The organism is Chryseobacterium sp. SC28, assembly GCF_003932955.1.
In the GTDB taxonomy this organism is placed as follows: domain Bacteria; phylum Bacteroidota; class Bacteroidia; order Flavobacteriales; family Weeksellaceae; genus Epilithonimonas.
In genome coordinates, this window is sequence record NZ_QOVY01000013.1 from 17,114 (window position 1) to 39,957 (window position 22,844).

Genomic DNA, 22,844 nt, shown 5'->3' on the forward strand with positions numbered 1-22,844 from the left:
CTTTCGTGCTTGATACTAGAATCTGTAGATCACTTCTTTGTGAAAACCTTCCAGCATTTTCTCGGCTTTTGCGTAATCTTTGGAAAATCCGAGGATGTAGCCGCCGCCACCGCTGCCGCAAAGTTTGAGGTAATAGGCATTGGAATCCAAGCCGGTTTTCCAAGCCTTGAAAATGTTTTCCGGGATCATCGGGCGAAAATGTTCGTAAGCCCAGACAGATAATTTTTTCAGGTTGCGAAAAAACGGATTCATATCTTTTTTGAGGAAAGCGTCGATGCAAGCATTGTTGTAGCGGATGAATTCTTCTTTCAATGTTTTGCGGAAGCCTTCGTTTTTCAGCTTTTCGAAGAAGATTTGGATCATCGGTCCAGTTTCGCCCGTCATTCCCGAATCTATGAGGAAAATCGCACCTTTGCCCAACTCTTCTGCCGGGATAGAAACCGTATCTACACTTTCTTTGCTCTCGATCAGGATCGGAAGATTCATAAAGCAAATCAGAGGATCGATGCCAGAACTTTTGCCGTGGAAATAGCTTTCCAACAAACCAAAAATCATCTTCAGATCTTTCAGTTCGTTTTTGGAAACAGATTCAGGATCTCTTTTGGTAACTGAATATTTTTCGAAAATCGCAGCAACCAAAGCGCCGGAACTTCCCACGCCGTAACCTTGCGGAATATTAGAATCGAAAAACAAACCTCTCTCAATGTCATTTCTAAAAGAATCGACATCCAGTTGGTATTCTTCAGGCAACTCTAAATCAAGAAGATAATCGGAATATTTTGCCAAAGACTGGTTGGATTTTTTTTCGAAATCATTGTCCAGATCAGAAAATTTGAGTGTTCCTTTATAAAAACTGTAGGGCAACGTGAGGCCTTGAGAATCTTCGATAATGCCATACTCGCCGAACAAAAGTATTTTTGCGTAAAATAAAGGGTTATTCATATTGTGTTTTGGTGTTGCAAATTTACAAAAAATAAATTAGTGGTCTATTATCAAAAAACGAACCGATGTTTTAAATTTTCATTAATTATTTGGTATTATTTTTCACTTTCATAAAACGAATCAGAATCAATCCAATGGCGAAGAAAACCGTCATCGACAAAGCAGCGTACCGCATATTGTTGTATTGCTCTATCAGCGTAGCGAAGATGAAAGTTCCTAAAATAATCGCCAATTTTTCCAACACATCATAAAAACTGAAATACGTGGTATTATCCATCGAATCCGTTGGAAGGAGTTTGGAATAAGTTGATCTTGACATCGCCTGCAAACCACCCATCACGAGACCGATTATGGCTGCAATGCCGTAAAACTGATATTCTACATTTGGATTTTCTTTGTTGAGATAGTAGGCCGAAAGGCAAGCGCCGATCCACAAAGCCACGGTGATACTGATGACATTTTTGTTCCCGATTTTCGTGGAAAGCCAGGAGAAAAACAAGGCGCCGATAATGGCTTCAATCTGAATCAGCAGCAAAGTCATTATCAATTTTTCCTGAGCCATATTGATTTCGCTTTTCCCAAACAAGGTGGCCATAAGGAAGATGGTCTGCATCCCGACGCTGTAGAAAAAGAAACTGGAAAGGAAATATTTCAGATTTTTGTCCCCGAAAAGATGATTTCCCACTTTGAATAATTCTCGGAAACTCTCTTTGCCGATATCGATATAAAAACTGATGTTATCTTTCAAAACCTCCAGAAAACCGCCTTGCTCGGTGTGACTTTTGAAAATATTTTTATAATTAAGCAAAACCAAATCCTTGGGTAATTGATCTTTCACTTGCCCAAACTGAGGCAGATATTTGAAAGTATATTGCGAAAATCCGAACCACCAAGCACCCGTCAAAAGGAAACTAATTCTGGTGTAAATCACAGCCTGCTTGGGAGTTTCTGCTAGAACCTGAATCAAAACCAGACAAATCACCACCAAAATGACGGAACCGATATAGCCGTACACATATCCCCTGGCAGAAAGCGCATCCTGCTTGTCGGGCGTTGCAATATCGGGCAAAAAGGAGTTGTAAAAAACCAAACTGCCCCAAAAACCAACACTGGCCGTCATACTGAATAATAATCCCAGCCAAACGCTTCCCATCCCGGTAAACATCGCCAATCCCATACAGGAAGTGGCACCCAGATAACAGAAAAACTGAAGAAACGATTTTTTGTTCCCAATCGTATCGGCCAAGGAGGACAAAAATGGCGAGAGCAAAACCACGATCAGGAAAGAAAGGGTGAGAGAATAGCCATAAATAGCGTCGGGCTGATATTCTTTCCCGAATATTTTGACAAGATGCCGCACCGGAACTTTGATCCATTGTCCGGTTTCTTTGACATATTCGTCTTTTTCGTAAGCCGTCGTCAAAATCGAATAATATATTGGAAAAATCGTGGAAGTAATCACCAATGAATAAACCGAGTTGGCCCAATCGTAGAATGCCCAGGCGCGCATTATTTTGGGGTTGTTCTTGATCGGATTTTCGGGAATTGCTTTTTCTAATTCAGGCATTGGAAACAATTATTTAGACAAATGTAAAAAAAGGAATTACAAGTTGACAAAAAAATGCGTTTGTAACCAAAATTTAACAGCAAAAAACCCTTTCAGATTCTAAGTCCTAAAAGGGTTTTTGAATTTATTTTAAAAAAATTATTGCAAATTTTCTATTACAATGGCCGTAGCGCCGCCGCCGCCGTTGCAAATGGCTGCCGCACCGTATTTTCCCTTATTTTGTTTCAGAACATTAATTAACGTCACTATAATTCTGGAACCAGAACTTCCCAAGGGATGACCGATGGAAACTGCACCACCGTTGACATTGACTTTGGCGGCGTCCAGTCCCATCACTTTGCTATTGGCCAAACCAACCACCGAAAACGCTTCATTCAGTTCGAAAAAATCGATGTCGTCTTTTGTAAGATTCGCTTTCTCCAGAGCGAGTGGTAGAGCTTTCGAAGGTGCCATTGTGAATCTATCTGGCTCAACGGCCGCATCGGCATAAGAAATAATTTTCGCAAGCGGTTTTAATCCCAACTCTTCCATTTTTTCTTTAGACATCAAAATCAAAGCAGAAGCGCCGTCATTCAATGTGGAGGCGTTGGCAGCGGTGACCGTTCCGTTTTCTTTTTGAAAAACGGTTGGCAAAGTCGGGATTTTGTCAAATTTAACGGCTTTATATTCTTCATCTTCTGAAAATACGACCGGATCTCCTTTTCTTTGAGGAACCGAAACCGGAACCACTTCCTCAGAAAATTTTCCTGCTTCCCAAGCAGCGGCAGATCTTTTGTAGGATTGGATGGCGAAAGCATCTTGCTCCTCTCTGCTAATATTATTTTCTTGGGCGCACAACTCTGCGCAAACACCCATATGCTGTTTATTGTAAACGTCGGTCAGCCCGTCTTTCAGGACGCCATCTTGGAGTTTTACATCGCCCAATTTTACGGCATTTCTTGCATCCAAATAGTGTGGAACCATCGACATGTTTTCCATTCCGCCGGCCACAATAATGTCCACATCGCCAGCTTTGATCGCCTGAGCGGCCATTGTGACGGCTTTCATTCCGGAAGCACAAACTTTATTAATCGTTGTGGCAGGCGTATGAATAGACAAACCGGCACCCAAAGCCACTTGCCTCGCAGGCGCTTGCCCCTCGCCGGCCTGCAAAACATTGCCCATATAAATTTCCTGAACCAAAGCCGGGTCAAGATTTATTTTGTCTAAAGCGCCTTTCACGGCGGTAATTCCCAATTGTGTCGCTGGCACCGTGGAGAGGCTTCCAAGAAAACTTCCCATTGGCGTTCTGACTGCTGACACAATAAATACTTCTTTCATTATTTTTTGATTTTGATTATGTTGCTACTTATTTCCTAACCTATGTTTTTGTGATTTAATGGTTTTGAATCATTTTTTAAATAGGCTCTAAATTATTAATAATTATCGATATTATTTTTGTCAGCATTAATATTTCTTCTCGATGCCAATAAAATCACAACTGCGCCTAAAAACGCTATGAACCATCCCCAGGATAATTTCACAATTCCTGCGAAAGTGGATTGCCAGGATTTGAATGGTAAAAAGCTAAAATAATTCAAAGATTTTAACTTAATGGCAACAATTGTGAAGACAAAAAGGAAGATCATTAGAAAAGCCATTATTCGCACAGGTTTAGTTTTGTCAATCAAGATAAAAACCAGTGTTAATAAGGAAAATCCCCAAAGTACGATGGCGAGTGTATTATCCACTTTCCAATAGTTCCAGTTGCCCACGATGGGAATATGAACCAACGGCAGAAAACTGCCAGCCACAACCAAAAACAATCCGATTAATTGTAAATTCTTCATTTCTAAAACCGCTTTGCCAATGTAATTAAAATTCTCGATTTGCAAAAGTGATGTTGGATGAATTTTTTCTAAGATTTAAAATCAAAAAAGCACACTTTTTTCAAAGTATGCTTTCGAGAAATAATAAAAATAGTGTTCTATGAAAAATTTAATCTGTTTTTATTAGAAGTCAATATTGGCAATTTCGATCCCGATTTGGATGCCGTTTTTGTTTGGTAAAAGGGCTCTGTCATTAAAAATAGGTGTGAAATCTTTCTTGATGAATAAATTAACTCCGCCATAACCCAAACTGAATTTCCCTCCGAAAAGAAACGCATTCACGCCGTCGTCCAAAGTGTAATCATACTTTTTGAAGTGGTCATTTTCGTTATAATATTTTACTTTTACGATGCTTCTCGTGTTGATTCCCGCGTAAGCTCCTAAACCGATTTTCCACATTTTCTTTTTGGCGTCCAGATATTGTTTTCCGTCATATTCTGTGTATTTCGGATTCAGATAAAGCTGAAACTCAACCGGCAATGTGAGGTAAACATTTCTTAGTTTTGACCGTTTGAGCCTTCCATTTTCAAAATTATCAAGGAACAACTGCGAATTTTCCTGCACAAAAACCTGTGGACGTTTCGGCATATAAGTGTCGGTTCTGTAAGCCAAGCCGTATCTGATAAACCACGGACTGGCGAAGTTTCCCAGTTGCTTATCTTTTCTAAATTGCACTTCGACACTGTGAGAATTCCCGATCCTCATCTCAGAATCGTTTTCAAAAGGATTGAAACTGCCTTTGTCTTTAGTCAAATTTGCGAAGGCATAAGCCACGTTCAGCGAGCTGCTGTTGAGATATTGCGCCGGAGATTTTCCGCTCTTTTTGATGCTCAAGCCCTTGCTGCTGAAGACAAAAACATCTTTACTTTTCACAGTATCCATTTTGGTGTTGTAAACCGAATTGGTTACGGCCGTTTTGGTGATATTTTCCAGTTGCTGGCGCTCATTCTCGATTTTTTCATTGATGATGATTTCGTATTTTTTAGAAACCGCTTCTTTCTGCGCAATTTGTTCCGCTTTTGTGATTTTGCCTGAGGAAAAATCGCCATCGATTTTGTCGGTCTCGGACTTCATATTCGCCTTTTCTGTCGATACGATGGAATTGACTTTTTGTGTGTAAGATTTCATCTGGTCGTCGAGCGTAGTTTGGGCTGTGGCAAAGCTGGAGAGCATTGCCAAAAGTAGAATTTTGACTTTCATAATAGTTTATTTGGTTGTTATAGAATCTTTTTCGTAGAGCGTGATTCCGAAGAGTTTGATGCGTTTTGGGTTGGGAAAATCCGACTCTATTTTGGGTTTCGACATATTAATTCCCATCGCCGATTTTGGCATTTCAGATTTCGCTTTGTCAATTTCTACTCCGAAAAGTAAGTCAGATGATGACACATATTTTACTTTCGGTTTCTGTGGGTTGAGCGAAGTGGAAGCGTCGTTTTGAGCCAGTTTTTCTTCAGGTTTTGGAATTGAAATTTCTTCATTTTTGATTAAAATTTCTTTATCTGAAATCGAACTTTGCTCTCCATTTCCAATTTTTTCTGTCATTCTGACCGGAGTCGAAGAATCTTTATTTTCAACAGCCCATCTGTCATTTCGATTTTCAGAATTGTTTTTGATTGGATTAATTGTCTCAACTTCATTATTTTCCGCCGGTTCAATTGGAATTGAATTTCGATTTTTAGTTTGACTGGCCAATTCCTGGTTTTCACGAATGTCAGATTTATGATTAATCATCCAAAAACTTCCGCCCAAACCAAACATTAATAAAACAACTGCGGCATATTTCAACCAAACCATTTTCGGCTTCTCTTTTTTCGCAGGAATTTGGTCGAGTTTTTCTTCCAATCTGTCCCAAAGACCGTTGGAAACTTGCATTTCCCTTTGCTCGTATTTAGATTTCAGATTCTGCATTTTGTTTGGTGTTTTGTTGATTAAAATAATCTGTCAGCCATTTTTTCGCTTTACTCAGCTGGCTTTTGCTGGTTCCTTCCGTGATATTCAGGATTTCTGCAATCTCCAGATGTTTCTTCTCCTCAAAAACCGAAAGATTGAAAACCAATTTGTAACCAATCGGCATTTCCTTGAAAATCACTTCCAGATCGATGTCTTGCGAAAACGCACCGATATCTTCCGTCTGTTCCGCAATAGCGTCTGTAAACTCAGTTTCCGCATAAAGAATATGTTTATTTTTCCGAATAAAACTAATCGCATCATTCACCACGATTTTCCTGAGCCAAGCCGGAAACGATTCGTGATTTTTACAGTCATCCAGCTTCGTAAACGCTTTATAGAAAGCATTCATCAGAACATCTTCGGCATCATCCCGATTGTTGATATAAGAATTGGCAACCGACAACATTTTCCCCGAAAACATTTCGAACAGGCGCTTCTGAGCCAGTCGGTCGTTTTTCTTTGCCTCGGAAAAGATCTGTTGTAACTCTGTTTTCATTTTATCTTTCTGACAATAAGACGGCAAAATACCAAAATGGTTGCCTCGATTTTTAAAATAAATTAAAATTAAATCATATATAACTGATTATCAATAAAATAAATTTTAACTTATTTACGTTTTACCTCATACATTTTACAAAATTTGGGCAATCCCCTCGCCTTTCCAAATGCCGCCGCTCGGGTCGGGCTATCCGTTGCAATCTTTTTTGTGGAAGATGTTTTCCCCAATTGATTGGAACATTTACCAACCACAAAAAAGGATTTCCACTACTATCCCTATTGCAGCTTCGCAACAAATAAAGTTTTGCGCATCAAAAAAAGATTTTTCCCTGAGCGAAGCGCCTTTGCGAACCTTAAAATATTTTCAAGAATGTCAAAATCTTCGCGAACTTTGCGTTAAAATTTCTGCTTCAATCTTTAATTCCATAGGAAATACAAGCAGTTGAGATTCCTATTGAACGACAATATTGTATTGAAAATGATTCTTGTCTGAGCGAAGCGCCTTTGCGAACCTTAAAATATTTTCAAGAATGTCAAAATCTTCGCGGACTTTGCGTTAAAATTTCTGCTTCAAACTTTAATTCCGTAAAAATATAAGCAGTTGAGATTTCTATTGAACGACAATATTGTATTGAAAATGATTCTTGTCTGAGCGAAGCGCCTTTGCGAACCTTAAAATATTTTCAATTAGATAAAAAAATCTTCGCGCCTTTTGCGTTAAAATTTTTGAATCAACCATTAAACATTAATTTCTTCTTATTTTTGCAAAAATCAAAACAAAGGTGGTAAACACAGACCAAATAAAAGATATCCAATCCAGAATAGAAGACCTGCACAAGTTCCTCCAAATCGAAAAGAAAAAAATCGAAATCGCCAACGACGACGAGAAAACAGCCGCCCCCGACTTCTGGAACAACTCCAAAGACGCCGAAGTTTTCCTGAAACAACTCCGTTCCAAAAAAAAATGGGTGGAAAGCTATGAAGAGATCAAAACGCAATTTGATGATCTTCAGGTTTTGATGGAATTCGCAAAAGAAGACCCAGAATCTGAGAAGGAATTGGACGAAGCTTTTCCAAAATTGGTGGAGAAAATCGAAAATCTTGAATTCAAAAATATGCTTTCCAACGAAGGCGATGAACTTTCTGCCGTTCTTCAAATCACAGCCGGAGCCGGAGGAACAGAATCTTGCGACTGGGCCAATATGCTGATGCGGATGTACACGATGTGGGCAGACAAGCAAGGGTACAAAATCCGCGAACTCAACTTCCAAGAAGGCGATGTGGCCGGAATCAAAACGGTGACTCTGGAAATCGATGGGGATTTTGCTTTCGGCTATTTGAAAGGTGAAAATGGCGTTCACAGATTGGTGAGAATTTCGCCTTTTGACAGCAATGCTAAAAGACACACGAGTTTCGTTTCGGTTTACGTTTATCCTTTGGTGGACGATACGATTGAAATCAATATCAATCCGGCCGACATCAGTTTTGAAACAATGCGAAGCTCGGGAGCCGGTGGACAAAACGTAAATAAAGTAGAAACTGCAGTTCGTCTTCGTCACGCACCAACTGGAATTATTATTGAAAATTCAGAGTCGCGTTCTCAGCTTCAGAACAAGGAAAAGGCGATGCAGCTCCTGAAATCAAGACTTTATGAAATGGAATTGGAAGAACGCCTGAAAGCCAGAAACGAAATCGAAGCCGGAAAAATGAAAATCGAATGGGGTTCGCAGATCCGAAATTATGTGCTGCATCCTTACAAATTGGTAAAAGACGTCCGTTCGGGATATGAAACCTCGGATGTGGACGGCGTTCTGAACGGGAATATCACGCCTTTTTTAAAAGCTTATCTAATGAATGAAGGGCAAGCCGGAAGTGGGGAGATGGATGAGTTGTAAAGTTCAATTTTTTATTTTTTTAAAATGACTAAAAATATACTTTGCAACATTGGGGAAGAAATTACTTTAAATATAGGTGGAAAATTTCAAGTTGTAACTGAAGCTGATTTATTAAATAGAGTAAATCAAATTTATAGAATTCAGTTCAGTGAAGCTCCACAGAAAAAACATTTAGAATTAGTAATTAATATTCTAAAAAGTAATAGTAAAATGGATTTACGATTTTATGGAAATTATTCCGAAAATTCTATAGATTGGAAATCACTAAATTTTGTGGAAAATCTACAAATTGACCTTTGGGAAACTAATAATTTAGAAGAAATAAAAGATTTACATAATTTAAAAAAATTAGGCATATCTAAGAATGTAAAATCAACTGTATCATTAAAAATCTTAGAAAATTTAAATAAACTTGAAATCCTTTACACATCAATATCAAAAGATGTTGACAAAGTCGGAAGTCTTCAGAGTTTAAAATTTTTAACCTTACGAGAAATCAAAACAAAAAATTTAGACTTTCTTTCTAAGTTAAAAAACCTTACTGATATTTGGCTCACTCTGGGAAGCTATGAAGACATAAATGGAATAACTCAGGTAGAAAATCTTAGAAAATTATCTATTCATCAAATTAGAAATTTTGATAATGAGGAATTGAACTCCATTATATCAAATTGCAAACATCTTACAGCTTTAGAATTACAAAATTTAAAAAATCTGTCTCAAATTAATTTCGTCAATAAACTTAATAATTTGTCATATTTATATTTAGATGCTAACAAAAACATTGAGACATTTAAAGATATTAATAATTCAAAATCTTTGAAAACATTAGTCACTTCTAATTCCCGTCCACTTGACAAAGTATTGATTTATTTGGAAAATGTAGAAAATGTTTTCTTAGGAGATAGCTATCCAAAATCAGAAATAGAAAAATTTTCAAAAGACTTCAAGGGAAAAAATCTTTGGATTCACGGTAAAGAAATTATTGGAAAACACGAGTACGAAAATCCTTTTCTAAAATAAATGTTATAAATTTGATTCAAAGTATTGAAATAATGAATACACAAATTCTCAATAAAAAACTTGAATTAATCCAATGGCTATCGACTTTGGAGGATAATACCATTATCGAAAAACTTTTAAAATTCCGACAGGAAGAAATTAAAGATTGGTGGGAATCTATCTCTGAAGAAGAAAAACAATCTATTGAAAAGGGAATTTCTGAAGCAGATAAAAACGATTTAAAACCACATTCTGAAGCAAGAAAGCTGTATGAAAAGTGGTTATGAAATTGTTTGGACGCCAAATGCCTTAAGAGAATTAGCTCAAACCATTGAATATCTCGAAAAGAATTTTTCAGAAAAATAAATTAAAAAATTGGCTGAAAAAATTGAAAATATACTTGCGCTAATCTCAAAAAATCCTAATCTTTTTCCAATTTCAGAAAATCGGAATATTCATAAAGCAGTTTTGCTGAAATACAATTCAATGTATTATCGTATAAAAAATGAGAACATTGAAATTTTATCATTTTTCTCCAACCGACAATCTCCAAATAAAAGAAAAACATAAAAAAGCCTCAGAAAATTCTGAGGCTTTGATTTTATATTTCTGTATTGAGGTCCCAATTTTCGAGATAATCGTTGACGTGTTTCAGGAACATTCCGCCTAAACTGCCGTCCACTACTCTATGGTCATAAGAATGCGACATAAACATCTTCTGACGAATCGCAATCACATCTCCAAACTCCGTTTCGATAACGGCGGGTTTTTTCACAATAGCTCCAACAGCTAAAATTGCAACTTGAGGCTGCGGAATAATCGGCGTTCCCATCAGGTTTCCGAAAGTTCCGACGTTGGTAATGGTGTAAGTGGCGCCTTGTGTGTCGGTAGGCGTCAGTTTTTTGTTTCGTGCTCTGTAAGCCAGATCGTTGATTGCTTTTGCCAAACCGGATAAGCTTAATTGATCTGCATTTTTGATCACGGGAACAATCAGATTTCCGTCCGGAAGAGCCGTTGCCATTCCGATATTGATATTCTTTTTCTTGATGATTTTATCGCCATCCACAGAAACGTTGATCATCGGATAATCCTGAATGGCTTTCACAATGGCTCTAACGAATATCGGCATAAAAGTCAGTTTTTCGCCTTCTCTCTTTTGGTAAGAATCTTTGTTTTTTGCCCGCCACGATACCACGTTGGTCACATCGGTTTCTATGAAGGAAGTCACGTGCGGAGCGGTGTGTTTGCTGCTCACCATTGCATCAGCAATGATTTTTCGCACCCGATCCATCTGGATAATCTCATCACCTGCACTTATAGAAATCGGCTGAGCCGGAGGAGATACAGGTTGAGGAGTTGGAATATCCTCCTGCGGTGTTTGAGCAATCGCCGCTGATGGGGTTTCAATTTTTTTACCTCTATTATTTACAAAATCCAGAATATTTTCTTTGGTGATTCGGCCATCCAACCCTGTACCTTTGATGGTTTTCAGTTCTTCTGCGGAGATGTTTTCTTGCTGCACGATCGATTTTACCAAAGGAGAAAGATACAGATCCGAATTTTGATTGGTAGATTTAGAAACGTCGGATAACGGCTGTTCCAAAGTACTGATGACGTCCGGATCGGGCTGAGGAATTTCGTGTTGTACTTCCTCGTAAGATTTTGCTTCCGGAGTTTCCTGTGGATGAGAATCATCTTCGGTTTCCAATATGGCAATGGGTTCACCAATCTTTGCCACCTCATCTTTTTGTTTCAGAATTTTGACGATTTTCCCCGATACGGGTGTCGGGACATCAGAATCTACTTTGTCTGTGGCTATTTCCACCACAGATTCGTCTTCTTTTACGGCATCGCCCTCATTGAACATCCAATTGATGATTGTCGCTTCCATTACCCCTTCGCCCATACTTGGGAGCAGTAGTTTGTATTCTGCCATTGTCTTGGTTTATGAATTTTTCCAAAAATACTTTTTTTTTGTGAATTATACAATTGTATTTTTTTCAAGATTGCGAAATGTTTTTTTTATACATTTGATTGTCAAATATTTTATACCGTTAGATAATGCAAATTTACTTAAGTGCGGTCTTTCATATCAAAGAGAATGCGATGATGGACGCTATCGAACTACTAAAAAAACTGGTGATAGAAACCCGTAAGGAGCAGGGATGCGTGCAGTATGACCTTTTCGAAGATCACAGAAACAAAGGTGTTTTTTTCGTCCACGAAAATTGGCAATCTGCAGAAGATTTGCATAGCCATCAAGTTTCCGATTATTTGGCAGATTTTCGCGAAGACATCGCTCCGATGTTGGAAAATCCTACCATAGTCTATATGGGCAATAAACTTTTCTGATTCTTTTATTGATAAAATATAACCGCTAATTTTAATAAATCTTTAAAACATCAAAATATATTTGCATTTATTGATAAAAGAAAGAAATTTTTAAATATTTTTGTTAACTAATTTTTTACAAATAATTTACAGTTTAATATGAAAATAAATCATCTGTCTAAATGTGCCGGGATGGGCGTCTTCTTTCTATTTGCCAGCCTCAATGCCCAGTCTAGTGAGAACCTCATCAAAAATTTTATTCAAAACGATGTCAGTTTTCGCAACAATCCTGCTGCTGAATTTAAAATCTTAAACGAAGATAATTCTGCCAGTCTGAAATCGAATATTGTGAACGTGCAGCAATATCATGGCAATACGCCGATCTACAAATCTCTGGCTAAAGCCGTTATCAAAGACGGAAAAATAGTTTCCTTCAACAATAATTTTACGATAGTTAATCACAATATTGTAGCAGATAAAATCGATAAGTCTGAGGCTTTCTCTGCTGCGCTGCGTGCATTGGATATCAAAGAATCAGGATTTCAGCTGATGGATGAGAAAGATGGCGACCTCATCAACCTGCCGGATGACAAAATTGTGAATCTTCGTTTCTATTTCCAGAAAGAAAATGGCTTGGTGCCTGCTCAGCTATTCTTCATCAATCAAAGCAAGGAGAATAAGTATTACAGTATAATGGTAAGTCTTGCGGATGGTGAGATTCTGGAAAAAAACAATATGATTGATGAATGTGCTTTTGACATCAATCGCTACGGAGATCATACGGAAGAGACTGCTAATCGAGCCGTGACTAACGTAGCTCAAAACCAGACGTCTAAAAAGCCGACCAAAGCTATTACCGATGCTACTTACAACGTATTTCCGTTTCCAACGGAAGCACCGACGTTTGGTTCAAGATCTTTGCTTACAAATCCGTGGGATCCAACGGCATCGCCCGAAGGCTGGCAGTCGGATGGGACGACGACTTACACCACCACCAGAGGAAATAACGTGCTGGCATACGTGGATAACACATCTACCAATAGTCTCAATGGTTTTTCTCCGCAAAGTACTACGACCGGCAGTCTGACTTTTGATTTTCCTTTTGCTGAAAGCAGCACATTGAGTGCTTATGACAATAGAAGTTCTGCTATTACCAATCTGTTTTATGCCAATAACATGATTCATGATATTTTTTATAAATTCGGGTTTACAGAAGCAACTCGGAATTTCCAAACCAACAATTTCGCAAGAGGTGGCGCGGGCAACGATGCGGTGCGGGCAGAAGGCTTTGACGGAAGTGGCTACAACAATGCTAATTTTGCTTCCGGATACGAAATACTAAACGGAGGCGGCACTTATGTCGTGCAGGCACCCCGCATGCAAATGTATCTTTGGAATTACAACGTTCCGCTCAAAAAAAGGTTATTCTACACGGATCCTGTATATGCTGCGAGGCCAGATGTCAATACAGGCGTGGCCAATTTCGGGAAGCAGTTGATGGAAACAGGCATTACAGCCGACATCGCTTTACCATCTGTAGCAACAGGTTGTACAGCTTTGCCCGCCGGTAGCCTTGCCGGCAAAATCGCGATGGTAAATACGAGCGGTTGCGCCTACAACGTAAAAGCGAAAACAGTACAGGATGCCGGTGCAATCGGGATGATTGTCCATAGAACGAGTTCCAACCTTGTGTCCGATATCTACATATCCGGCGTTACAAACGTTACGATTCCCACTGTGATGATTCCAAAAGACGAAGGAGATTTTATAATGGCAGAAATCAACGGCGGCAGAACGGTGAATGTGAATTTAAAAGATTTGGCAGTAGGCTATAAAAATTCTAGTTTTGATAACGGAGTGATGATTCACGAATACGGTCACGGCATCTCGAACCGGCTGACCGCAAGTGGCTACAACTGTCTTAATAGTTTGGAACAAATGGGCGAAGGATGGTCGGACTTCTTTGCTCTGATGCTCACCAATACGCCAAGTTATACTGCCACAACCGCCAGAGGTATTGCTACTTATTCCGTCAATAGTTTTCCTACGGGTCAAGGCATACGAAGCTACAAATATACGACCGATATGAGTGTCAATCCGCATACTTACGCCGATACGAATGCTACCGGGGGGCAGCCGCACGCTGTAGGAGAGATCTGGGCAACCATGCTTTGGGATCTTCATTGGGCAATGGCCGAAAAATATGGATATAATTACGACATTACGGCCGATCCCAATTCAGGAAGTGCAAAGACCTTGCAGTTGGTAATGGACGGGCTTAAATTGCAACCTTGCAACCCCAATTTCGTCTCCGGAAGAGATGCGATCTTGCAGGCGGATCAATTAGCCGGTGGTGCAGACAATTGCCTTATATGGAAAGTCTTTGCCAGAAGAGGTCTTGGTCTATCCGCCTCTGCCGGAACCGCTTCGAATATTGCAGATCAGGTTGAAAAATTCGATATTCCTTCAGCTTGCGTACTCGCAACAGACGATATTATTAAAAATAAAGCCTTCGGAATATATCCCAACCCTGCAAAAGAAGAATTCTTCCTCAAAACTACTCCGACGGTGGGCAATGCAATCCTGAAAGTGGACATATTGGATATGAACGGAAAATTGATAAAAACGCTTGAGAGAAAGAAAAACAGCTCAGAGTCTATTTCTACCAAAGGACTTATAAAAGGCACTTACCTTGTTGTAATTACAGAAAATGGCAAATCCCAAGCCGAGAAATTGATCGTAGAATAGCCTTCATTTTCTCATCCTGACATTTTTACATCCTTTCCCAATTCGGGAAGGGATTTTTTTCTGTCCCGCACCAACTTTGTCAGTCATCGAAAATTGGCATTAATATTGAGAACTTACCTTTGTAAAACCATAAATTGAAAATATTAAATGAAAAATTATTTCAGAAAGTCTTTATTTATTGCAGCATTATTATCGATGGGTATGATATTCGGTCAGACCATTGACCCAAAGTCGAAGACCATACTTGATGATCTTACAAACAATTACAAAAGCAAAAAAAATTCCTATTTCAAATTTACGTACACTTCCGGGTCATCTACACAAACCGGAATATTTTATTCAGACAATGCCAAGTACAGATTGAAAATTATGGGTACGGAGCAACTTTTTGACGGCTCCAAAATTTACAATATTAATGAAGATGACAAGGAAATCACCATTGCAAAACCGAGCGAAAATCAAGTAGCATTTTCGCCATTGAGCTACCTCGATTCCTATAAAAAAGATTATAACGTACGCTATGCCGGGAAAAAAGTGCTCAACGGCATTCCGGTGGATGTGATCAAAATGACACCTGCCAAACCCAATGGTTTGAAACAAGTGATGCTCTACGTGAACAGACCGCAGAAAAAGCTGGTCAAAATAGAGCAGGTTTCTAAAAATGATGGCTTGGCAGTCATTAAAATTATGAATTATAAAGAGAATCAAAATCTTCCCACGTCACTTTTCACCTTCGACAAGTCAAAATACCAAAACTATCTGATCACAGAATTATAAAAATCGGAAATTGATCAAAAATAAGAATGCATTACTTTTTCGGTAATGCATTTTTGTTTGGGGTTTTGTCATCATCTCATTTGGTAACTTTAAAATCATTGGCTCCGGGATAGGGTTGAAGGTAGCCCAGATTCCAATTGGACTGCAGCAAGGATTCTATAAAAAGATCTTCTCGGTATTTATGAGGATCATAAGGTGTTTTCAAACTGATCTCGGCCACATTTCCTTTTACATTCCACCAAAATGCACTCCATCCGCCTCTTAGCTCTTTAATAATTTCATACACCGTTTTTCCGGTGGCTCTGTTCATGAGCTTAGCAAAAACCTGACCTTCCGAGGTGGTGAGTTCCCGAAGTTGCTTCTCGTAGCTTGCAGCCAACTCTGTTTGTTTCTGCTTGATAAACCTGCTTTTTGCAGCACCTTTTAAATTGGCGCTTTCAATTTTGATATTTCGATATTGCTCCAGCGCTTCTAAGAACAAAGGATAAACACGATTGAGCTTTTTATTAAGGAAAAAATAAAAATTCTTGTCGAGTTGATTGTTAAAATGTGGGTTTGCTCTCAAGATTAGCTCATCGAGCACCACGACCTGTTCCCCATTGATCTTGTAGATCTTAGCCTTCTGCACCTCATCGTAGAAATATTCGTTTCCGAATTCGTCCTTTTGTAGTCTGCTTTTAGGTATTTCGTCAAAAGACTTTATTTGCAAAGTATCCGTTTGAGAATAGTAAAGCATACCTATAAATAAAAAGAGAACCGCTATCAGTTTACGAAAAATCATTACTTTTACATCATCAAATTAACAAAGAGTGCAATCAAAAATCATTCCTAATCAAAGATGAAATTCGAAAAGAAATCAATTAAATTCTTACAAGAATATTTGAATACCGCATCGCCCACCGGCTACGAACATCAAGGTCAGAAAGTTTGGATGGATTATATCAGACCTTTTGTAGATAAAATCGAGGTCGATCATTACGGAACCGCTTATGGCATTGTAAATCCCGAAGCTGAGTTTAAAGTCGTGATAGAAGCCCACGCAGACGAAATCTCGTGGTACGTGAACTACATTACGGATGATGGATTGATCTACGTCATCCGAAACGGCGGATCTGACCAAACCATTGCTCCTTCCAAAGTGGTCAATATCCACGGAGAAAAGGGCTTGATAAAGGGCGTCTTCGGATGGCCTGCCATCCACACGAGAAGTGCGGATCAAAATGAACCCACACCAAAACTGGAGAATATCTTCATCGACTGCGGTGCGACAAGCAAAAAGGAAGTTGAGGAAATGGGAATCTTTGTGGGTTGTATGATTACTTATCCGGATGAATTTTTCCAACTGAATGACCGGTATTTCGTTTGCCGTGCTTTGGACAATAGAATCGGAGGATTTATGATCGCCGAAGTGGCAAGACTTTTAAAAGAAAACCAGAATAAACTTCCTTTCGGGCTCTACATCACCAATTCCGTGCAGGAAGAAGTGGGTCTCTACGGCGCCGATATGATTGCCGACACCATCAAACCCAACATTGCCATTGTGACAGATGTGACACACGACACCAGCACGCCGATGATCGAAAAGAAAAAAGAAGGCGACCAAAAATGTGGCGACGGACCGGTGGTTTTCTTCGCACCAAGCATTCACCACACCATTCGGCAATTGATTATCGAGACCGCGAGAGAAAAGCAAATCCCTTTCCAAAGAGCTGCCTCAAGCCGGGTCACCGGAACTGACACGGATGCTTTTGCCCATTCCAACGGTGGCGTTCCAAGTGCATTGATCTCTCTGCCTTTGCGATATATGCATACCACGGTGGAAATGGTTGCCAAAGAAGACGTAGGCAATGTTATTAAACTAATCTACGAAAGCCTTCTGAAAATAGAGCCAACAATGAAATTGAAATATCATTAAAATAAGTAGAATCAGTAATCGCCCAAAATATTTTATCAAATTATGGACTATGATTTCAGTATTTTTATAATCCCATCTTAAATAAATGAAAACAAAACTGATTGCACCTTCCCTTCTTTCCGCAGATTTTGGGAATCTCCAGAGGGATATCGAGATGCTCAACCGTTCTCAGGCAGACTGGTTCCACGTAGATGTGATGGACGGCCGTTTTGTCCCAAACATCTCTTTCGGATTTCCTGTGATGAAAACCGTTCAGCAGCACGCCAAGAAATTCGTGGACGTCCATTTGATGATCGTGGAGCCGGAAAAATATGTCGAAGAATTCATCGAGTTGGGAGCAGATCTCGTTTCCGTGCATTACGAAGCCTGCGTTCATCTTCACAGAACCATTCACCAGATTCAAAGCAAAGGCGCGAAAGCCGGCGTAGTTCTGAATCCTGCGACGCCGGTTTTGATGTTGGAAGATATTATTGCAGACGTCGATTTGGTTTTATTGATGAGCGTCAATCCCGGGTTTGGCGGACAAAGATTCATCGAAAATACCTACAAAAAAATCAGCGAGACCAAAGATTTGATCCTTAGCAACAGTTCCACCGCCTTGATCCAAGTTGACGGCGGCGTGACGCTCGACAATGCTTCCAAATTATTTGAGGCCGGAGCCGACGTTCTCGTTGCGGGTCATTCGGTTTTCTCGTCACAGGATCCCGAGAGAACCATTGAGCTGCTTAAATTTTAGGAGTTAAGTCTCTCTATATCAAATTTTTGGTTTTTTTTCCGAAACTATCTTTATCGCTTACGATAATTGCTTTACCGATGTTTATTTTTGTTAAACCTAATCCATTTTCCACTGAACATTTTATTGAGAAATTAATGTTTTTATTGATTAAAAATCCATATATTTGCGCTTCAAAATTGATCCCTAAGACTATATTATGAGCACAATATTTACGCTGTTTATGATTCTGATTATCATTGCCTGCATCCTATTAATTATCATCATTATGGCTCAAAATCCAAAAGGAGGCGGACTTTCCGGTACTTTCGGAGGCACATCTGCTGCCAATTTTGGGGTGCAGAGAACCAATGATTTTATGGAAAAAGCAACGTGGACTCTGGGTGCCACGATCGTTGTTTTGATCTTGCTCAGTATTGTCCTGACGGGAAAACCGTCCCAAGCGGCGCCCACGACGCCTAAGCCTGTAAAATCTGAGGCGCCCGCAAATCAAGCTCCGACCTCAAATCAATTGCCGGCAACAAAATAACGTAGAGATTATTCTAAAAAAATAGAAATCGCCTGAAATGCTTCGGCGATTTTTTTTGTTCAATTCTATGAGCAAATTTTTATATCGAAAATGAAAGTTTATTCCATTAAAAAGCCCACAAACTCAATTGCGGGCTCAAATAAAATTTGATTTGATATGAAGAAAAAAGAAAGTACTAATTAATTATGTAACCTCTTAGTTACCTGCATCTGCCACATCAAAAGCGACAACACCAGACCATCCTTTTCCCCACTCCGGCAAAGCGGTGACACTTCCGGCTCCAACAGCGTTTTCGTTTACAGAGAAGACTGTGGATAAGGTCGTAGTAGCATCAGGATATACTGTGGTATTTTTAGCTTTCACAAGAGTTGACACATTTACAAATTTGAAATTCGTCATATATGATCCACTTGTAAACCAAGCATAGGTTCTATCTGTCTCAAAATCAAGACCGGTAGTATAATTTGCGAGTACAATGTTGTCAAACTTACCGTTGGAACCAGCTCTGATTTTCATACCTTGAGATTCAGATCCCTTGACGTTACCAATAAAAGTAGCATTTCTGATTGTAGGATTTGAGGCGCCATTACCGTTGTTGGTATTGGGATCTGTGTCTTGTGTATCGGCTTCTATACCTCTGTTTCCCGGCTCTGCAGCATTTACGTATTCTTTTTTCCTTGCAGCATAGATATATTCCGCAGTTCCCTGCCATCCTTCTGTCCAGTCAAAAGTGTCGTCACCATTTCCTAAGATTACAAGGTGATCCGCATTTACATTTCCTCCAAAGAATTCTATACCATCATCGGCACCATCTGTTATGCTGACGTAAGAAACCACTGTTTGGCTTCCAACTCCAAAAAGAGAAAGACCGTTGAATTCTTTTTCCGGGTTATATTTGAAACCGCTGTCCTTGATAACCAGATATTTGATAACTCCGGAATTATCAGCTTTGTTGGTTCCGCCGTAGGTAAGATCTCCCAATTCGGAAGTGGATGTTCCGGAAGCACTTCTGTTGCTTGGTGCATTTCCTAAAACCACGATACCTCCCCAATATCCTTGTGTGTGCTGAGCACCTTCGAAAACAACAGGATTGGTTTGCGTACCGTTGATGAAGATTTTACCCCCTCTGTCCACAATCAGATAGTTGGCACCTTGAGCACCAACCACTCTGGTTCCTGCAGGGATAATCAAAGTCGCCCCATTTTCCACAAGAAGTTTACCATTCAGATTATAAGTCTTTGAAGGATCTAAAGTTACCGTTGTACCGGTAGCTATTGAGCCTTTGAAGTTGGCAGGATCGATGGTAGGTCCAGCGGGTACAACGTCGTTATTATCATCGTCATCATTACAAGAGACGTAAAGCGTGGAGACCGACGCCATCATCGTTAAGCATAAAGCTGCTTTAAAAAAGTTCTTTTTCATAAAGTCAATTTTTAATTATTATTATTTAAATTTTTTTTTAAAATTCATAAGATAAGTTTAGGCCTATCTGCCTTCCTTTGGTGTAGCTGCGGTTGGTATATTTACCAACATTGTCTATAACTTGTTCGATTTTATTGTCGGAGTTGATCAGGTTTTTTGCACTGATTCCTATGCCTATCTGATCAAAATAGAACTTGAGGTTGGCATCCAAAATATGAATGGGGTTTTCGTATAAATTCCCGACATTATTGGTTCCTAGCGCGAACAAGCTCTTCCCGACATAGGAATAAGACACTACGAAGTCTACGGAATTTTTATCCGCAAATTTCTGGTTGTATCCTAGGTTGACATTGGCTAGGAAATCGGCGACGCCCTGCACGTCTTCTTTATCCTTGGCAAACTGAATGATCTTGCCTTCATTTTCCAAAGACAATTCTGCTTCGGATTTTAGTTTCTGTTCAGAGTGCATATAGGTGGCGTTCATAAAAGTGTACAGTCTGGAAGCGCTCCACTTGTAGATGTCTTTTCTCAGCTCCACCTCTGCTCCCACAACGTAGCCGGAATTGGCGATGTTAAAGTATGTTTGGTCGCTGGATGATGCTGTAGAAAATGTCGTGCGGGCAATTGGATTTTCGATATATTTCCCAAAAGCCGTGATGGAAAATACTTCTCCGGAATTAGGAAAAATCTCCCATTTCAGATCTACATTGTAATTGTCGGACGGATATAATGATGGATTACCATAAACGTTACTGGTGACATCGTAGTACGCAATCGGAATCAATTCTTTTGCTTGCGGCAAGGTATAAGTTTTGGATGCGGAAAGTCTCAGATTCTGTTTGTCGTTGACGCTGTATTTGGCATTAAACGCCGGCAAAAACTTTTTATAGGTCTTGTCTTTCTTTCCGTTTGGAAAGATGACATCATCCCAGTCGGTCTTTAGATCTACATAGTCATATCTGCCTCCCAACTGAACGACCAATCTTTCGCTGAATTTATAATCGAAATTTGCAAATCCGGACTGGATATTCTGTTTAAAGTTATAATAAAATGGTTTGAAAAGATCACTATTTGTCCTGAAGGTATTGTAGGTGATGATGCCATTGTTGTAAGCATTGATAAAGGCATCTACGTTGTTGGGATCTACCGCTGTAATGACGGAGAAGTTAAGACCAATCGTTGTGTTGTCGAACTGGCGATCTTTATAAGTACCGTTGTAGCCGAGGTTTATTTTCAGATCGTTAATTTGTTTGGATAGGCTTACAAAACCATTGACTGTATTGTCCTTCAACTCATCAAAATATCGGTGGTTATTGATCGCACTGCTGGCAATCAAGTTATTGGTATTGGCATCAAAAGTATTCTGAAGCCTGTCTGGTCGTTTGCTGTTCAACATATTGTAACCCACACCCCAGTCTGCAGACCAAGTGTCTGTGAGTTTGTGATTACCATACAATTGGTTGATCCAAGTAGATGTAATCTTATTATCCCCTCGGTTGATAATCACATTTGTCCCGATTTCCCGCATATAACCGTTGAAAAAACGGGCATCCTGACTGGACGAATGGATAAAATTACTGGTGAAATTGATCTTGTTTCTGGAGTTCAATTTATAAGCCAGATTGACCAATGCCGTACTGTTTGTGCCATAGGTGTAGCGTTCTACATTCAATGCTTTGATAGCGTCGCCGGTCGCATCATAGAAGCCTTCCTGACCGGAACTGTAAACGTAACTGTTTTCAAATCCTGCATAGGCGAAAGCAGATAATTTCCCGAAGCTGTAGCCACCCTCAAAACTCATATTGGAGTTGAAAGGATTTTCGGCATTTTTAAAATTCCACTGTGTTTTGAACGGATAAGTGACGTAAGGATTTCCTTTTCTAAAATCTGCTTCTTCGTAGCCAAAGAATCCCGGACCACCGTCCTGAAGTTTGAAGTTGCTTTTGTCAAAAGTCTGAAGATTGAGACTGCTGCCAATCTCCACTTTGAAGTAAGGTCTGCCCGAATGTTCCTTTGAAACAATATTGATGCTGGCGCCGCCAAAATCGCCCGAGAGCTTCGGATTATATACTTTATCCAGAGAGATATACTCTATGATAGATGTTTTGAAAATTTCGAGATTGATATTTTTATATTCCGGATTGTCCGAAGGAATGGTTAGTCCATTGAGGGTGGTGGCATTATAGCGGTCGCCCAAGCCACGGATCACGATCTGTCCGCTTCCTTCTTGCTTCTGGGTTCCGGTTGCTTTGGTTACTGCCGAAGCCACATCCCCGATGCCCTGTTTTTCCAACTGCACAGCTCCCACTCTCTCTATCACTTCCACAGATTTTTTCTGGGTATTGATGATATTGGCTTCGGCACCTTTTTTGGCATTCCCAATGATCTTTACCTCATCGATTTTCTTTTCATTTTTGAGTGTATCGGTAGTCGTTTGAGCCAACAGAATTGTGGTTGACATACAGAGAAACAAAGCACTGATGCTTATTGTTTTTACTTTCATTTTTGGATTTACTTTTTTCTTCGTTGCCAAAGAAATGCTTTACAAAGCAATCCTAATGTATAATAATTAACAATTAATCTTTAATATCTTGTTACCAAAACCAAGGTAATATTAAATCAATATTAACAGATTAAGTATTTTTAAAAATCCGTTCATTTATTGTT

20 protein-coding genes are annotated in these 22,844 nt (G+C 39.4%); 9 read left to right on the forward strand and 11 right to left on the reverse strand.

Annotated elements, in window-relative coordinates; all coding sequences use genetic code 11:
- Positions 1–15: 15 nt before the first annotated feature.
- The 7 genes from DTW91_RS08605 to DTW91_RS08635 all read right to left on the reverse strand — a co-directional run bounded on the left by DTW91_RS08605 (position 16) and on the right by DTW91_RS08635 (position 6,823).
- The gene (locus tag DTW91_RS08605; protein WP_125202985.1) at positions 16–942 is read right to left on the reverse strand and encodes a mevalonate kinase; all 927 of its coding nucleotides are present in this window, start codon (positions 940–942) and stop codon (positions 16–18) included.
- A gap of 85 nt (positions 943–1,027) precedes the next feature.
- Complete coding sequence (locus tag DTW91_RS08610; protein WP_125202986.1) at positions 1,028–2,509, reverse strand: MFS transporter; 1,482 nt, start codon at positions 2,507–2,509, stop codon at positions 1,028–1,030.
- Between the two features lie 138 nt (positions 2,510–2,647).
- Positions 2,648–3,829, reverse strand: a complete 1,182-nt coding sequence (locus tag DTW91_RS08615; protein WP_125202987.1) for a thiolase family protein — start codon at positions 3,827–3,829, stop codon at positions 2,648–2,650.
- 95 nt (positions 3,830–3,924) lie between these two features.
- Entirely contained in the window at positions 3,925–4,338 is a 414-nt protein-coding gene (locus DTW91_RS08620; protein WP_125202988.1) for a hypothetical protein, read from the reverse strand.
- Between the two features lie 162 nt (positions 4,339–4,500).
- Positions 4,501–5,577 carry a hypothetical protein gene (locus tag DTW91_RS08625; protein ID WP_125202989.1) on the reverse strand — a complete coding sequence of 359 codons (1,077 nt, stop codon included), beginning with the start codon at positions 5,575–5,577 and terminating at the stop codon, positions 4,501–4,503.
- Positions 5,578–5,583: 6 nt separating this feature from the next.
- Positions 5,584–6,285, reverse strand: coding sequence for a hypothetical protein (locus DTW91_RS08630; protein WP_125202990.1), 702 nt, complete (start codon positions 6,283–6,285; stop codon positions 5,584–5,586).
- Positions 6,266–6,823 carry an RNA polymerase sigma factor gene (locus DTW91_RS08635; protein WP_125202991.1) on the reverse strand — a complete coding sequence of 186 codons (558 nt, stop codon included), beginning with the start codon at positions 6,821–6,823 and terminating at the stop codon, positions 6,266–6,268. The genes DTW91_RS08630 and DTW91_RS08635 overlap by 20 nt, the downstream gene beginning before the upstream one ends.
- 784 nt (positions 6,824–7,607) lie before the next feature.
- Here DTW91_RS08635 and prfB point away from each other — a divergent pair.
- The 3 genes from prfB to DTW91_RS08650 are packed head-to-tail and all read left to right on the forward strand — an operon-like array spanning position 7,608 to position 10,009.
- Positions 7,608–8,720 carry a peptide chain release factor 2 gene (gene prfB / locus DTW91_RS08640; protein WP_125202992.1) on the forward strand — a complete coding sequence of 371 codons (1,113 nt, stop codon included), beginning with the start codon at positions 7,608–7,610 and terminating at the stop codon, positions 8,718–8,720.
- Positions 8,721–8,744: 24 nt separating this feature from the next.
- A complete protein-coding gene (locus DTW91_RS08645; protein ID WP_125202993.1) occupies positions 8,745–9,743 on the forward strand; it encodes a hypothetical protein in 999 nt (332 codons plus the stop codon).
- 32 nt (positions 9,744–9,775) lie between these two features.
- Complete coding sequence (locus DTW91_RS08650; RefSeq protein WP_125202994.1) at positions 9,776–10,009, forward strand: hypothetical protein; 234 nt, start codon at positions 9,776–9,778, stop codon at positions 10,007–10,009.
- 314 nt (positions 10,010–10,323) lie between these two features.
- Here the strand turns inward: DTW91_RS08650 and DTW91_RS08660 are convergent, their stop codons facing one another.
- Positions 10,324–11,658 (reverse strand): dihydrolipoamide acetyltransferase family protein, encoded by a 1,335-nt coding sequence (locus DTW91_RS08660; protein ID WP_125202995.1) that lies wholly within the window; start codon positions 11,656–11,658, stop codon positions 10,324–10,326.
- Between the two features lie 125 nt (positions 11,659–11,783).
- Here DTW91_RS08660 and DTW91_RS08665 point away from each other — a divergent pair, with 125 nt between their 5' ends.
- From DTW91_RS08665 to DTW91_RS08675, 3 genes are all read left to right on the forward strand, one after another.
- On the forward strand, positions 11,784–12,074 hold the full coding sequence (locus tag DTW91_RS08665) for a putative quinol monooxygenase (RefSeq protein ID WP_125202996.1): 291 nt from the start codon (positions 11,784–11,786) through the stop codon (positions 12,072–12,074).
- A 138-nt stretch (positions 12,075–12,212) separates the two neighbouring features.
- Positions 12,213–14,801 carry a T9SS-dependent M36 family metallopeptidase gene (locus DTW91_RS08670; RefSeq protein WP_125202997.1) on the forward strand — a complete coding sequence of 863 codons (2,589 nt, stop codon included), beginning with the start codon at positions 12,213–12,215 and terminating at the stop codon, positions 14,799–14,801.
- Between the two features lie 147 nt (positions 14,802–14,948).
- Positions 14,949–15,578, forward strand: a complete 630-nt coding sequence (locus DTW91_RS08675) for a LolA family protein (RefSeq protein ID WP_125202998.1) — start codon at positions 14,949–14,951, stop codon at positions 15,576–15,578.
- A 76-nt stretch (positions 15,579–15,654) separates the two neighbouring features.
- Here the strand turns inward: DTW91_RS08675 and DTW91_RS08680 are convergent, their stop codons facing one another.
- A complete protein-coding gene (locus DTW91_RS08680; RefSeq protein WP_125202999.1) occupies positions 15,655–16,359 on the reverse strand; it encodes a DUF4294 domain-containing protein in 705 nt (234 codons plus the stop codon).
- Between the two features lie 57 nt (positions 16,360–16,416).
- Here DTW91_RS08680 and DTW91_RS08685 point away from each other — a divergent pair, with 57 nt between their 5' ends.
- From DTW91_RS08685 to secG, 3 genes are all read left to right on the forward strand, one after another.
- Complete coding sequence (locus tag DTW91_RS08685) at positions 16,417–17,493, forward strand: M42 family metallopeptidase (protein WP_125203000.1); 1,077 nt, start codon at positions 16,417–16,419, stop codon at positions 17,491–17,493.
- A gap of 85 nt (positions 17,494–17,578) precedes the next feature.
- A complete protein-coding gene (gene rpe / locus DTW91_RS08690) occupies positions 17,579–18,229 on the forward strand; it encodes a ribulose-phosphate 3-epimerase (protein WP_125203001.1) in 651 nt (216 codons plus the stop codon).
- A 196-nt stretch (positions 18,230–18,425) separates the two neighbouring features.
- The gene (gene secG, locus DTW91_RS08695; RefSeq protein WP_125203002.1) at positions 18,426–18,755 is read left to right on the forward strand and encodes a preprotein translocase subunit SecG; all 330 of its coding nucleotides are present in this window, start codon (positions 18,426–18,428) and stop codon (positions 18,753–18,755) included.
- Positions 18,756–18,950: 195 nt separating this feature from the next.
- Here the strand turns inward: secG and DTW91_RS08700 are convergent, their stop codons facing one another.
- Together DTW91_RS08700 and DTW91_RS08705 are read right to left on the reverse strand one after the other, a co-directional pair.
- Positions 18,951–20,177 (reverse strand): hypothetical protein, encoded by a 1,227-nt coding sequence (locus tag DTW91_RS08700; RefSeq protein WP_125203003.1) that lies wholly within the window; start codon positions 20,175–20,177, stop codon positions 18,951–18,953.
- Between the two features lie 37 nt (positions 20,178–20,214).
- Positions 20,215–22,680 (reverse strand): TonB-dependent receptor domain-containing protein, encoded by a 2,466-nt coding sequence (locus tag DTW91_RS08705; protein ID WP_125203004.1) that lies wholly within the window; start codon positions 22,678–22,680, stop codon positions 20,215–20,217.
- Between the last annotated feature and the right edge of the window lie 164 nt (positions 22,681–22,844).